10 protein-coding genes are annotated in these 13331 nt (G+C 57.8%); all 10 read right to left on the reverse strand.

What is annotated here, in order from left to right; all coding sequences use genetic code 11:
- A partial coding sequence (locus tag Q0K10_RS14830; RefSeq protein WP_294508652.1) for a hypothetical protein occupies positions 1 to 2834 on the reverse strand: 2834 nt, incomplete at its 3' end.
- Positions 2835 to 3049: 215 nt separating this feature from the next.
- Entirely contained in the window at positions 3050 to 4270 is a 1221-nt protein-coding gene (locus Q0K10_RS14835) for an O-antigen ligase (RefSeq protein WP_294508656.1), read from the reverse strand.
- Entirely contained in the window at positions 4267 to 5052 is a 786-nt protein-coding gene (locus Q0K10_RS14840; protein WP_294508660.1) for a hypothetical protein, read from the reverse strand. The genes Q0K10_RS14835 and Q0K10_RS14840 overlap by 4 nt, the downstream gene beginning before the upstream one ends.
- Positions 5049 to 5939, reverse strand: coding sequence for a hypothetical protein (locus tag Q0K10_RS14845; protein ID WP_294508663.1), 891 nt, complete (start codon positions 5937 to 5939; stop codon positions 5049 to 5051). Before Q0K10_RS14845 ends, Q0K10_RS14840 begins: the two co-directional genes overlap by 4 nt.
- A gap of 806 nt (positions 5940 to 6745) precedes the next feature.
- Positions 6746 to 7786, reverse strand: coding sequence for a hypothetical protein (locus Q0K10_RS14850; RefSeq protein WP_294508666.1), 1041 nt, complete (start codon positions 7784 to 7786; stop codon positions 6746 to 6748).
- Positions 7671 to 8189: a hypothetical protein gene (locus tag Q0K10_RS14855; RefSeq protein ID WP_294508668.1), complete on the reverse strand. Its 519-nt coding sequence runs from the start codon at positions 8187 to 8189 to the stop codon at positions 7671 to 7673. Before Q0K10_RS14855 ends, Q0K10_RS14850 begins: the two co-directional genes overlap by 116 nt.
- A gap of 161 nt (positions 8190 to 8350) precedes the next feature.
- On the reverse strand, positions 8351 to 9148 hold the full coding sequence (locus Q0K10_RS14860) for a sugar phosphate isomerase/epimerase (protein ID WP_294508671.1): 798 nt from the start codon (positions 9146 to 9148) through the stop codon (positions 8351 to 8353).
- Positions 9149 to 9274: 126 nt separating this feature from the next.
- Complete coding sequence (locus Q0K10_RS14865) at positions 9275 to 10105, reverse strand: HAD-IIA family hydrolase (RefSeq protein ID WP_294508675.1); 831 nt, start codon at positions 10103 to 10105, stop codon at positions 9275 to 9277.
- 124 nt (positions 10106 to 10229) lie between these two features.
- Positions 10230 to 12038 carry a chloride channel protein gene (locus Q0K10_RS14870; RefSeq protein ID WP_294508678.1) on the reverse strand — a complete coding sequence of 603 codons (1809 nt, stop codon included), beginning with the start codon at positions 12036 to 12038 and terminating at the stop codon, positions 10230 to 10232.
- Between the two features lie 159 nt (positions 12039 to 12197).
- Complete coding sequence (locus Q0K10_RS14875; RefSeq protein WP_294508681.1) at positions 12198 to 12509, reverse strand: RNA-binding protein; 312 nt, start codon at positions 12507 to 12509, stop codon at positions 12198 to 12200.
- Positions 12510 to 13331: the final 822 nt, after the last annotated feature.

A 13331-nucleotide genomic window follows, 5' to 3' on the forward strand; every position in this document is an offset into this window, starting at 1 on the left:
CGGAAACTCCGGATCACCTTGTCGCCCTCCGTGATCTGCGTGACTTTATCCAACCACCCGTACTGATACACCCGGTCTCCCTCTTTTACAAGTCGTCCGGCGGCGTCATACACATATTTTTTTGAATTTCCTTTGGAATCCGCACTCGAAACGAGCTGATTCGCCTTGTCGTAGGTGAATGTCGAGCGAACGCCGTCCACGAATTTCTCCAGAATGTTCCCCGCCTTGTCGTAGGTGTACTGTTCGACCGGGCGGTTCTGCGCGTCGAGCACCGCCAGAAGCTGGCCGCGCTTGTCGTAGGTGTAGCGCTGCAGCTCGCCGCCGACCTCCCGCCCCACGATCGTGCCGTCCGGCGCGTAGAAGTAACGCAGCGTCGAAACCGGCTGGAGCTTTCCGCCGAAGTATTTCGCGGCGAGCTGGTTGTATTTCGTGTACTCGAAGTCGACCGGAATGTTGTCGATGATCTGCCGGGCGAGGCGGTTCTCGCGGTCGTACTCGTACTTGACCGACTTCCCGTCCGAACGGATCTCCGTCAGGCGGCCGTAACGGTCGTAGGAGCGCTCTTCCGCGAGCTCAAGCCCGGTGGAGGTGCGGGTCACGCGCGCCGTCCGGTTCCCCCAGGCGTCGTAACGGTAGAAGGTCGAAAGCCCCTCCTCGTGCTTCTCCGCGAGCCGCCCGAAATAGTCGTACCGGAACTCCGCTTTCCTCCCGTTCTGCGTCTTTTCCACGAGTTTCCCCCAGCTGTCGTAGCGGAAGGTCTCGATCTCCCCTCTGCCGTAGTCGATCTTCGCGACCCGGTCGAACTCGTCGTATTCGTAGCGGATCGAACGGTCAAGCCGTTTCTCCTGCTTCGAGTCGAGGCGCGCAAGCAGGCCGTTCTTGTCGTAGACGTAATCTGTCAGCTGTCCCTCGGGACTCCGCTTCTCCGCCAGCCCGAAGCGGCTCCAGTCGAACTTCAGCTCGTGCCCGTTCTGGTCCGTCACCCGCGCCAGATTGCCGAGCCGGTCGTAGGCGTATCCCACCGCCGTCTCATCCGGCAGAAGCTCCCGCACCAGCCGCCCGAACGCATCGTATTCAAAGCGTTTGACGCGGTTCTGCTGATCCGTGTAACTCACCGGGCGGCCGTCGCCGTCGTACTCCACCGCGACCGACGTGAGCAGCGTCTTCCCGTCGCGGCGCTCGACTTTCGCCAGCAACCCCTCGGGCGTGTATTCGATCCGCGTCTCGACCCCGTTCGGCAATATCGTCCGCACCAGCCGGTTGTAACGGTCGTAATCGTTCCGGGTCTGCTGCCCGAACACGTTCCGGACCGACTCCACGTAACCGGACGCCGTGTAACTGACCGCATTTTCCGTGCGCCCGTCCGAAATCTTCGCCGGACGGCCGTTCCGGTCGTAGCTGATGCGCGTCGTCAACACCGGCGCGCCCTTCGCATCAAGCCGCATCGCCGCGGCGAGATTCCCCTTCGCGTCATACGCGAAGCGCGCCACCGGCTCCGGATCGCTCTGTTCCGCACCGCGGCGCGTGACCAGCTCCAGATTCCCCGCCTTGTCGTAGGCGTAGTTCAGGTCGTTCCCCGCCATGTCGCGCACGCGCAGCTCCCGGCCGCTCAACTTGTCGTAACGGTAGGAGACCACCGTGCGGCCGCGCCCGTCCACAATCTGCCGGACTTTGCCGAGGTAGGCGACGTCGTATCGCATGAAATAGTAGATCGTATAGCTCTTCCCGGAAAATTCCCGGATCTTGAAAATGCCGGTCGAGGCGCTGTAATCGTAGCTCGCCTCTTCCCCCGCGCGGTTCGTGAGTTTCACGCTGCCCGGTTTCGACCCGCCATAGCTGTATTTCAGGAACGCATCCTCCAGCAGCCGCCCCGCGACTTTGCCGGTGTGTTTCGCTTTGGAATCCGCCGCCGCTTTCAGGTTCGCGCGGCGCTCTTCAAGCGTTTCATGCTGAATTTTCATCTGATCGGCAAATTCACCCTGCCGGACCAGATTCAAATAACCGCACTCGTCGTAGCCGAACTCAACCGGATTGAGCGCGCCCGTGCGGAGCGCCGCCAACCGCGGCCGCGTGATTTGCGTTACACTGCCTTTGTCCGTCTTCGGCAGAATCGTGATCCCCCCGTCTTTCCACTCCGGAACGGTCCTGACACCGTTGATCGTCAGCGCCTCCGGCCGGCGATCCCGCCACGAAAGCTCGATGAACGGCGTTCCGTTCTGCGTCACTTTCTGCAGGCGGTCGCCCGCATATGTGCAGACGAACACATCCCCGCGCGGAGACTCGACTTTCGCCAGGCGCGAGTCCCGGTAGGTGAAACGCCACCCCCGGAAATCCTTCTCCCCTGTGAAAACCCAGTCGCCCGACTGCGAAAAATCACGGCGCGCCGTAGTGTCCGCCTCCCAGTCCGCATACGGGGAAAAGAAGTCGCGCCCCTTCATCGCCTCCCGGTAGAGGTCCAACGTGTCCCGGTCCGCCTTCTGACTCGCATAAAAGCGGATCTTTTCCCCCCACGGCGTCGTCCAGAGCACGCCGTCGCGCTGCGGAATCGCCGAACTCTCCAGCTGCGGAACGCTCCAGCCGAAGCCGAACATCCCCTCTTCCTCCGACGCCGAGTTGTAAATCAGCTGCACCGGAAGTCGCAGCTCCGGCGAGAAGTTCGCCGTCCCCAGCAGCCGCACAAACCGATACCCGTTCTCCGTCAGCGACGCCTTTCCCGCCGACATCCCGCGAACCGTGAACGAAAGCGTCTCCGCCCCCGCTGCCCATGCCGAACCGATCACCACCGTCAGCAGCAGCAACAGCCAACCCCGTCTGACCCCGTGCAACGTTGCCATTTCGTTTCTCCTCTTTCCTGTTTGAGGTTTTCCCCGCGAACGGGATGAATCACGACACATATATTATGAATCATTTTCAGCAAAAGAGCAATACATTAATCAATTAATTTATTTAAAATATTTTATTTTATATTGATAATGATTATTAAATAAGATAATTTTATAGTAAACACTTAATACAAAAAACAAAAAGTCTGATGAAATTCCGGCAGTTCTCAATACCGGACGATTGGAATTTTCCGCTCTTCCGCCTGCGCTTCGAGGGAAAATTCACGCCGGAAACGCGGGAGAAACAGCTTTTCCGTCCGCTCCGGCAGCGTGAAGTATCCCGGCGGAGAGACGAACAGCAGCCTCCCGTTCGCGTACTGCGCCGCATATTCGGCCGCCGACCCGAACAATATAACCTCGCCACCTGCAGGCTGTTCCGGCAGACGGGACAAAAGCGGAATCCGCCAGTCTTCGCAACCTTGCCGCGCGAGAAACGCCGCCGCGTCTTTCAGCGCCATCCCCGCCGGGAGCAGCACCAGCGTCCTCCCCTCCCCCGCACTCGGCGGAAACAGCACCCCGCCGCGCACCCGCGGCGCACCCCCCGCCGGAAAACAGAGCAGCCCCAGCCCGCACACCCCCGCAATCCCCGCCGCCACAGCAAGGTTTCTCCACCGGAATCCGCCTGCGCAGAGCCACACCCCGTTCCCGAGAAACAACAGAAACAACAACCACGAAAGCAGGAAATTCGTCAAAGGCAGTCCGCCCCATTCCCGGAAGTCGAACAGCACCCCCCAGTCGAAAACCGTCGCAAATCCCGCCGCCGTGCACATCCCCGCAAACGACACCCACGCCGCCCGTCGTTGACGCCGCCATCCCGCGATCAGCGCATACACAATTCCCCCCGCCCAGAGCAGCCCGGGGAAGATCCCGTATTCCGCAAACAGTGTCAGATGGCTGTTCACCAGCGTCCGGCAGACGATTCCGTCCCGCAGCAGAAACGCGGTCGCCAGTGTTCCGGAATTCCCGTGTCCGACCCCAAGCCACGGATTGGCCGCAAACAGCGAAGCCCCCGCCAGCCAGATGTCGAAACGGTTCGTGACGGCGCGATCGAGCACAAAACGCCCCCACACCCCCGCCGCCAGAAACAGCAGCACTCCCCCCGTCGCAATCCACGGCACGACCTTCCAGCTCCGCCGCCCCGTCAGCAGACCGAACAACAGCAGTTCCACAAAGAAAATCAGCAGTCCGCTCCGGGAAAAAGTCAACGCCAATGCGATGGTCAGAGTCAGCGTCGCCGCCGCAAATCCCGCCCGCGCGGCAGGGTGTTTCCAGCGCAGCAGCCCCGCCCAGCAGAACGGCAGCAATGCGCAGATCAACGCCGCCGCATGGTTCGGATTGTAGAAACCGAACCCCTGCCGGACAATCCCGTCGAAAGTGAACTCCATCATCGTTTCCATAACTCCGTTACCGCGCCGTCATACAGCGGATTGCGGAACTCCGGGTCGATCGAGTCCAGCCGCGAAGCCGGGACGATCCGCCCCGTGTCGTCCTCCCCGAAACTCCGGCAGCGTTCGCCGGAGAGAAACGCGTCGAACCACGCGCGCGCCAGCGTCAGCGCCTCCGGAGTCAGCTCGTGCCCGCTCTCCAAACTGTATTTCCAGAGCAGCGCGCCGCCCGCCTCGCGATACCGGTAGACGAACTCCCGGCTGATGGCGAACCGCTCCGCGTCCCGCACGCCGCAGCTCAGGAACGCGGGGACGGGATGAGCGATCTCCCCCCGGAAATAGACGCCGCAGCCGTGCGCCCCCCACGCCGCCACCCGTTCCGGCATCCACGCATAAAAAAGGTTGGAACACTGCCCGCCCGCCGAATAGCCGTAAAGCAGCAGCTTTCGGGAGCTCAGCCCATACCGCCGTTCGATCAGGGTGACCGCGCGCAGCAGAAGCGGGCCGGACCACGCCTGTGGCTCCCAGTACTTCCGGTCCCGGAACGACGCCGCCAGCAGAAACAGCCCGTGGCGGTCCGCCAGCTCATCGAACCGGAACGTCTCAAGCGTTTTGCGCGCCGGCCAGTTCCTGCCGCCGAACAGCACCATGATCCGTCCGTCCGCGCCACCATTCGCCGGGACCCGCCAGCAGAACTCCACCCCGTCAAGCACGGCCGATTCCGCGCACAACAGCAGCGGAGTCAGGCAGAACAACAACGTTGCAATCGCAATCATCCGCCTCATTTCGCCTCTTTCCCCCACGCCTCGGCAATGCTCCGGTCCGGCAGGACAACCCGGTCCTCCGGCATGATGTTCCGCGCTCCGGGCGAATCGGCGGGATAGAAAACATTGTCCAGATCGTCCCCGATAAAGAACGACTCTGAAACGTTTCTCCTGCTCACCGCTCCCCCCAGATCCGACAAATAACGCAGATGATAGTACGCGAGAAACGCCCGCGCAAGCTTCAGCGAATCCGGCGGCACGTCGTGCGGAGAGTTCGGGAACGATTTCCAGATGATCGCCGTCCCGCGTTTGCGCGCCTCCTCGACGAAGTTCCGGCTGATGATGTAGCGGGCCGTATCCGCGTCGCCGCAGGTGACCAGCCCCGGGACCGAACGCATCCTCCCGCCCGGCTCGTGAAAAACTCCGCAGGCGTGCGACACCCACGCCCGGGTGTTCCCCGGTCTCCACGCCGGAAACAGATTCGAACATTGCGATCCGGCGGAATAACCGTAAAACAGAAGTTTTTCCGTACAGATCTCATACTTCTTCCGGATCTCCGCCAAAGCGGAAAACAACGCCCGTCCCGACCACTCCTCCGGCTCCCAGTAATTGTCGTTCCGGAATCCCGGACACACAAGAAAAATACCGTGCTTGTCCGCCCACTCACCCCAACCGAGCCGACCGGTCACATCGGAACGTCCATCAGAATTACGGCCGCCGAACAGAATCAGAACGCGCCATAACCCGGTTTGTTTCTGCTTATAATTCGCCGGAATCCGGAAATACACGGTAACGGTTCGATTTTCCGGCGCGCGCGTCTTCACCTGCACGGATTCAACCCGGGCAGCGCCTGCAACGACGGTAAGCGTCACAAATAATCCAATCAGCAAACCTAATACTTTTTTCATAAACAAATCCTGACGGTTGCAAATTTTATTTTATTATTGATTATGTTATTAAGTAAATCAACGTATCAACTCTATGCAAAGATACATTCAAAAAAAATAATTTATTTTTATCTTTATTATGATAAAATTTTTTAAAAAGTCAATATAAAAACCAAAAAAAATACAAAAATATAGCAACAATCAATATAAACTATAAAAAATTACCAGAAAAGAAGATTGATAAAAAAAGATCAATATTGGTAATAATAGAAACAGAGATTCCTGATGATGGAAAAATGTTGGAATCTGTTTGCGGGAGAATCTACGGCAGATCTCTCTGCGGTAAGCACGTTTGCGTGTTTTTAAACTCTCTCATGAATCTGACAACCGCATGTTGAATCATACAGTCTTATTCATTGCAGAGTCTTTATTGAAAATTTCCGGTTTTCCCAGGGGCTCCCGGCCATTTTTTTCGTTTCAACACAATGAAAAGCGTCCATTGTTTTCACCACGTTGAAAGAAAGAACGTTGCGATGGAATCTGTCGACACGTCCTTTCACAGAGGAATCCGGAGCAGCTTCAACTGGCGGGTCATACTTAAATCCGGATTCTGAACGCTTGTTTGAGCTTTTCGGGATTCAGCACCAGGCGGGGAAATCACTTCGCAAAATGTCATTCAGATTGGAAGGCATCAGATTTGCCTCATCGGCTCATTCCCCTGCTCTTCGCCCCTCTACCGCACCCGCCGTCGTTCCGGGGAGCTCCCGGCAAGGCGTACCCGACCGCACCGGGAATTCCCAATCCCGGCACGGCCCCCCGTTACCAACTCATTCGATAACGGCGAAAACGGAAAGCGTGGCGTCCGCAAGCCCGGCAGCGGATTTGGAGAAAGTCCAGTCCGGATGCCCATTCGGATTCGGGTTGTTGCCGATCCCGATATCGGAACCGCCGCCGGCACCGAAATTGTTGTAGGCAAACACAGTCTCCGGAATCGACGTGTTGTGAACCTGCATCGACCCGTAACCGTATTTATCCTTGTCATAAGCATCACCGTGATCAAACTTGGTGTCACTCGCCCCCGCTATCCCGGCACTGTTCCGCTGATTGTAATTCGTGGCCCAGAACTCAATGTTTCCCTGCGGGAAAGTTCCGGAGTGAACCCGGTCGGAATTGCTCTTGACCACGAGGTTCGTGACATTCTGCTGGAAAATCACATTGGCCGAACGGTTCGGAACCCCCAGCTTCGATGCTTCGGGAGAAAACGCATCCATCTCCGCATACACCCAGTTCGAGGAACCGTCTTTCCCCGTCAGTTTGACCAGGTAGCCGACTCGTTTGACCGTTTTTCCGGCAAACTTTCCGGAGTTGTTGATCAGATACGGAACTTTCTCCGGAGTAACCTGCGTCTTGAGGTTATGGACATAAAGCAACTCCATGTTCGCCGTTTCAGGAACCAGCGAAACGGCGTCGGCACGCAGCTGTTCCGGTGTTTTAGGCGCCGCAATCAGCAACGGTTTCGCCAGCGGAGAACCGGTCTGAACAAGAACATACAGCGTCGCACTGTTGTAATTCCGGCCGGATTTGACGAATGTCCAGTCCGGGTTGCCGTTGGGATCCGGGTTGTTCCCGATTCCGAACGCCGCATCTTTTCCCACCGCGAAGTTGCTGTAAGCGAAGACAGTCTGCCCTTCCCGATAGTTGTGGACCTGCATCGACCCGTGATCTCCAACCTGATTGATCGTATCGCCGAAATCATATTTCGAGCTGGAGGCCCCGGGAATCTGCTTTGCGTTGCCGGGGGAATAGTTCGTTGACCAGAATTCGATGTTTCCATCCGGAAACGAACCGGTTTTGACCCCCTTCCACATTGCTGCGAACCTCCAGATTCGAAACCATCTGCTGGAATTCGCTGCCGGTCGCGACGGTCGGAACCCCCATGCGGATCGCATTCGGATCAAAGGCGTCCATCGCAACGTAAACCCATTTCCGGCCGCCGTCTTTTCCGGCAAGATCCATGAAATACGCGACCTTTACCACGGCGTTTTTCGAAAGTTCCGCAGAATTGTCCGTCAGATAATTCACCCGGCTCCGATCGCCGAACCCGGTTCCGCTCATGAGATCATAGCGGTAGAGAAGTTTGAACGCTCCCGCCTCAGGCACCACCCCCGTGATTTCCGCAGGGACATCCGTATCCGCGGCATTCAGATTCGAAAAAACGGCCAGCGCCGCAACAACGCCGGGCAGAATCCGGTTCAAGCGGGAACTCTTCATACCTTGACTCTTTTTTACAAGTTGTAACCCCCGGGCGGAAACACGCCCTGACTAATGTAGTATAGCGCCACACCGCTTAAAGTACAACCGACTCCCGGATTTTTTTACAAAAAAAACCCCGGGAAGCAAAACTCCCCGAGGTCGAACGTCAGTCGGAAATCTTACTTGTTGCCAACCGCAAGACCGTTGGACGTCATATACTTGTAGCTGCGCTTGAGCGCTTCGACCATCTCGACGCGGCAGTAGTCGAGCTCAACCACAATGTTGTTGACGCGCTCCGGAGTCGCCGCGACGATCGCCGGAATCGGCAGATCACCTTCGCCGAGCGGGAGCAGATCAACCTTGCGGTCATAGATGCCGTTCGTGATCTTGAGCTCCTCGGCTCCCTGGTGCAGGATGCCGTCCTTCATGTGCAGAGCCACGACGCGGTCGCTGAAAAGCTTCATCATCTCGACCGGATCCTCGGCGCCGAAGTTGGTCGACCAGAATGCATCAAGCTGGAACTTCACCTTCGGGCAGAGTTCCGCGTAGATCTCATACTTCAGCCGACCGTCGATCCGCTCGAACTCCCAGTTGTGGTTGTGCTGGAAGAGCATGAAACCGGCCTTCTCAAGTTTCTCCTGCATCATCGAAGTGGTCTCGGCCGTGCGCTTGATCGCGTCGAGATCCTTGTAATCCTCCGGCCCGTAGCCGCAGACGATGCGGTCAAGACCGAGCCGCCCGGCAATATCGATGGTCTCTTCGAGGTTGTCCGGCCGCGCCCACGGCGAATGCGAGCTGTAAAGCTTCAGCCCGAGATCGTTGATGCGCTTGAGGAACTCCTCCGGGCTCATCCCCCAGAATCCGGCTGGTTCAACCGCCTTGAAGCCGATGTCCGCAACCGTCTGAAGAACGGCATTGAAATCCTTTTCCGCCATCTGGCGCAGCGAATACAACTGGACAGCCAAATCTCTCGTCATTTTCTGTTCTCCTGAAATTGTTTGGTGAAAGATATCGCACCTGATTTTACTATAAGATTCATCGGGCAAATGGCAATTGACAAAAACTCTTTTTTTTTGACTTCAATTATGGAATGTTCCGAAAATTCAAACTTCCAGCCCGACCGCATCGAAAACCGCCCGTGGCCGAAACTCCCCGAGCGCCCGCTCCGCCTGCGCCCCGGAGGTGATCCCAGTCAGGACGAGCGCCGAATACATCCCGGCGTTGTTCGCTCCGCGGATATCGCTCGCAAGCGAATCCCCGACGCAGAGAATCCGGCTCCGGTCGGAGAGCCCGAGCCGTTCCGCCGCGTAGTTGTAAATCGCCGGATAGGGCTTGCCGAGATAAACGGGCTCGATCGCACAGCCCATGTCGCGAAGCAGAAGCTGGATGCAGCGCGCCTGGCCGCCGGCGCCGATGCCGAGTTCGCCGGTCGCGGCGTTCGGCCAGCAGGTGTCCGGATTCGGCACGATGAACGGACTCTCCGGATGATGACGAAAAAAACCGATCAGCGCCTCCCAGGTTGTCCGCCAGTCGTAGGGCCCCTCCCCCATCAGCACGGCCACGCATTCCCTGAGACGCGCGGGGTCCCGGGTCAGCTCAAGAGTCCCGGTGTCGCCAAGCCGCCCGGCCTGAAAGAAGAGCCCCTTCTCCCAGCCGTTGCGGCGCACCAGATCCGGCAGCACCGACAAGCAGGAGATCACCTCCCGTTCGTCAGCTTCGATCCCGGCTCGCGTGAGAAATCCGCTCTTCTGCTTCCGGGTGTGATCCCCGTCGTTCGTGAGAAAGAAAAACGGTGTTCCGTCGTGCCGCAGCAGAGAAATGAATTCCGCCGCACCGGGCAGTTGACGCGGCCCGAACACCAGCGTTCCGTCGATGTCAAATAAAACAGCGTCGAACCGAACCGATTCGGCCCGCCAGAAATCAAGAAGCAGCATAACGTTTTTTGACTGATACTATACCGGAATCTGCCGAATTTGCAAATCAGGAAGACGCAGAAACCGGAAATTCCCGAAAAAAAACGCGCTCCGGCCCTCTCTTCGCGCAACCGCACGCGGCGCACTAAAAGGAGTTGGCCTCGCGAACCATCGTGCGGTATTTCGCAAAAATCGGCGCCTTGGCGATGAAGCCGTGAAAAATCCCCGAGTCATCGCAAACCGGAAGATACTTCAGATTGAACTTTTCGAAATTCGCCATCGCCCGGGCAAGATCATCGTCGGGCGAAACCGTCCCGACCGGAGACTCCATGAGGTCGAGCACGAGCAGAAGCCCGTAAACCTTCGGATTGAGCATGACGCTCAGCACCTTCTCAAGATGCACCACCCCGAGCAGTTTGCCGTTTTCGTCCAGAACCGGGAAGATCTCCTCCGGCGTGCTCTCGACCAGATCAATCAGCCGTTCAAGCGGCTGATCGACCCGGAGCACATGGTAATTCCGGCTCAGGCAGAGCCGCACCGGCAGCGCCCGCAGCATCGTCCGGTCACGGTCGTCATCCAGAAGATTGCTCTCCACCAACGCCTTGCGGTAAATCGAATTCGGCTCGAAAATTCGCGCCAGAAGAAACGAAACCGCCGAAACGATCATCAGCGGCACGAGCAGAATATATCCTCCCGTAACCTCCGCAATCAGGAAGATCCCCGTAAGCGGCGCCCGCATTACGGCGGAGAATACGCCACACATGCCGACCGCGGCGAAATTGCACTCCTGCAGTTCGATCACGCCGGTCAGGTTCACGATTCGCGCAAACCCGAACCCGGTGAACGCTCCGATGAACATCGACGGAGCGAAAATTCCGCCGTCGCCGCCCGAGTCGACCGTCAACACGGAAACCACCACCTTCAACAGCAGTACCGCTATGAAAACGATGACCAGAATCAGCGTCTCGGAAGGAAGCTGCGAAAGCAGCGGTGAGTTGTTCGCAATACCGGAGAGATCACCGGAAAAAAGCTGTTCAATGTACAAATACCCCTGACCGCGAAGTGTCGGGAACAGGAAAAGCAGCACACAAAGGAGCGCCCCGCCCGCAAACAGACGCTGCCATGCGGAACGGAATCGCGTTTTGAGCTTGTCCGCCGTGAAGTAAGCGCATTTGATGACATAAACCCCGACCAGAGCGCAGACAACCCCGAGCAGGAAGTAGCAGGGGACCGCATCGGTCCGCCACGGCTCGGTTGTAAATTCAAAATGACTGCCGAGAGCGATCATGCGCGAAACCACCGCGGCAACGGCGCTCGACATCAGCATGGGAACCAGAGCAGAAACCGTGAACTCCGGCAGCAGCACCTCCGCGGCGAACAGCACCCCCGCGATGGGACTGCCGAAAATGGCGGAGATGGCAGCGGCAGCGCCGCACCCGAGCAGCAGACTGCGGCGTGAGCGGTGCACGTTGAGAAAACCGGCGCTGTTCGCCCCGATCGCCGCACCAGTCAGAACGCTCGGCGCCTCAAGGCCCGCCGATCCGCCGAATCCGACCGAAAACGCGCTGGAAAGCATGTGACTTACCATCTCAAGCGCCGGAATGTTGGTTCGTTTGCGGGAAAGATTCAAAATGAGCGGGCTCAGACTTTTCGCATAGCGCGGCCCCCCGATGAAACGCTGCACGAGAAAACTCGCGAAAAGCCCGAGCATGGGCAGACAGAGCAGCAGTGCCAGCCAGACCACCTCATGCAGTTCATGCGGTTCCGTGAGCCAGATGCCGAACTCCTCGAACTTGGTCACCAGCAGATGCAATCCTGCCGCCGCAACCGCGGCAACCGCACCGATGAGGATCGAAAGCACCACGAGGAAACTCCGTTCTCCCCATTGCGTCTGCCAGAAACGGGCCGCCCGCAACACCACCCTCCGGTGAAATCGCAGATATTGACGTTCCAATTTTATCCGCAGCTTCAAAACATTCCTCAGAATTGGATCCGATACGAAAACGATTCCATTAATATATCCCCTCAACCCACCGAATACAACATTGCGGCGTGAACGGGATAAAAAAAACCGGTCGGAATCTCTTCCGGCCGGTCGCAGAGAGAGCGGGAATTACCAGCGCTCGCCGCCGCCGAATCCGCCGCGGCGTTCGCCGCCGAATCCGCCGGTGCGGGGACGCTCCTCGCGGGGACGCGCTTCATTTACGACCGCCTTGCGGCCGCCCAGGTCCTGCCCGTTCAACGCCTCGATCGCCTGGCGGGCTTCGGCGTCATTCGGCATCTCGACGAAACCGAACCCCTTCGAACGGTTGGTTTCGCGATCGGTGACGATGCGGGCGGTGGAGACTTCACCGAATGCGGCGAAAGTGGCGCGAAGTTCGTCACGGTCGATGCTGTACGGGAGGTTGCCAACGTAGATGTTCATCTCTTCTTTCTTTCCTTTCTCTGCACTTTTTTTCTTCCGGAATTGCTACCGGACCATAATTTCTCGCGCATCTCCCCATAAACTGTGGTTGATGTTATTATTGCCTTCCAGAGCCGGAACGCCGAACCGTTGGAGTGATGCGAGGTAGATCAGTCGGAAGTCGCGGTCTGGATGGATGGTTCCGGCACCCGCTTCAGGAAGAGAGGTGGAACCGAACTGCACTGTCTGAAATTGAAACGATAATCCTTAACCCAATCCGCGAAAATTTGTAACTTACGCTTTTACTGTAATAATTATACCAAAAAATAGTTGTAAAGTCAATAGCGGGGACAAAAATTTTTCAAAAAATCAACGATTCGGGCCGCCGGGCGGGTCAACTTCCCGGAAAAATTCCGCCCAACCGGGTCGAAGTCATTGCAAACCGCGGTTTTCAAGATATATGGTGCGTGCGATCTGGAATGCCGGCGGGACCCGGATCATCTATCAGGAGCTGCCTGAGGCCGGCCACGGCTCCTGGGGGCCGGCATTCGGAAACACCAATACCTGGAAATGGCTATTCTCGCAGAAATCCGGAAAATAAGAGTCTGCAGCGTTTGCGGTCAACCTTCCATGCGCCGTGCGCGGTTCGCGGCGGCGGTCTTTCCGTTTCCGAACAACAACCGCTTTGGGCGACTTTCTCCCGAAAAGCCGCTACCACAGCCCCGAACCGGCTTCTCTCCATGCCAGCAAGGGGAAGCAACTTTACTACACTCACCCGAACAATACCTTTCTCGCAGGCACGAGTTCGACGCAAAGCGGCGCACGGAATGCCGGAGAGCGGGG

This window comes from uncultured Victivallis sp. (assembly GCF_944391105.1).
Classification (GTDB): domain Bacteria; phylum Verrucomicrobiota; class Lentisphaeria; order Victivallales; family Victivallaceae; genus Victivallis.

Coding starts and splice junctions, on each gene's coding strand:
- Q0K10_RS14845 (WP_294508663.1), bottom strand. CDS start 5,939: ATGAAAAAAGTATTAGGTTTGCTGATTGGATTATTTGTGACGCTTACC.
- Q0K10_RS14860 (WP_294508671.1), bottom strand. CDS start 9,148: ATGACGAGAGATTTGGCTGTCCAGTTGTATTCGCTGCGCCAGATGGCG.
- Q0K10_RS14840 (WP_294508660.1), bottom strand. CDS start 5,052: ATGAGGCGGATGATTGCGATTGCAACGTTGTTGTTCTGCCTGACTCCG.
- Q0K10_RS14835 (WP_294508656.1), bottom strand. CDS start 4,270: ATGATGGAGTTCACTTTCGACGGGATTGTCCGGCAGGGGTTCGGTTTC.
- Q0K10_RS14875 (WP_294508681.1), bottom strand. CDS start 12,509: ATGAACATCTACGTTGGCAACCTCCCGTACAGCATCGACCGTGACGAA.
- Q0K10_RS14850 (WP_294508666.1), bottom strand. CDS start 7,786: ATGTGGAAGGGGGTCAAAACCGGTTCGTTTCCGGATGGAAACATCGAA.
- Q0K10_RS14865 (WP_294508675.1), bottom strand. CDS start 10,105: ATGCTGCTTCTTGATTTCTGGCGGGCCGAATCGGTTCGGTTCGACGCT.
- Q0K10_RS14855 (WP_294508668.1), bottom strand. CDS start 8,189: ATGAAGAGTTCCCGCTTGAACCGGATTCTGCCCGGCGTTGTTGCGGCG.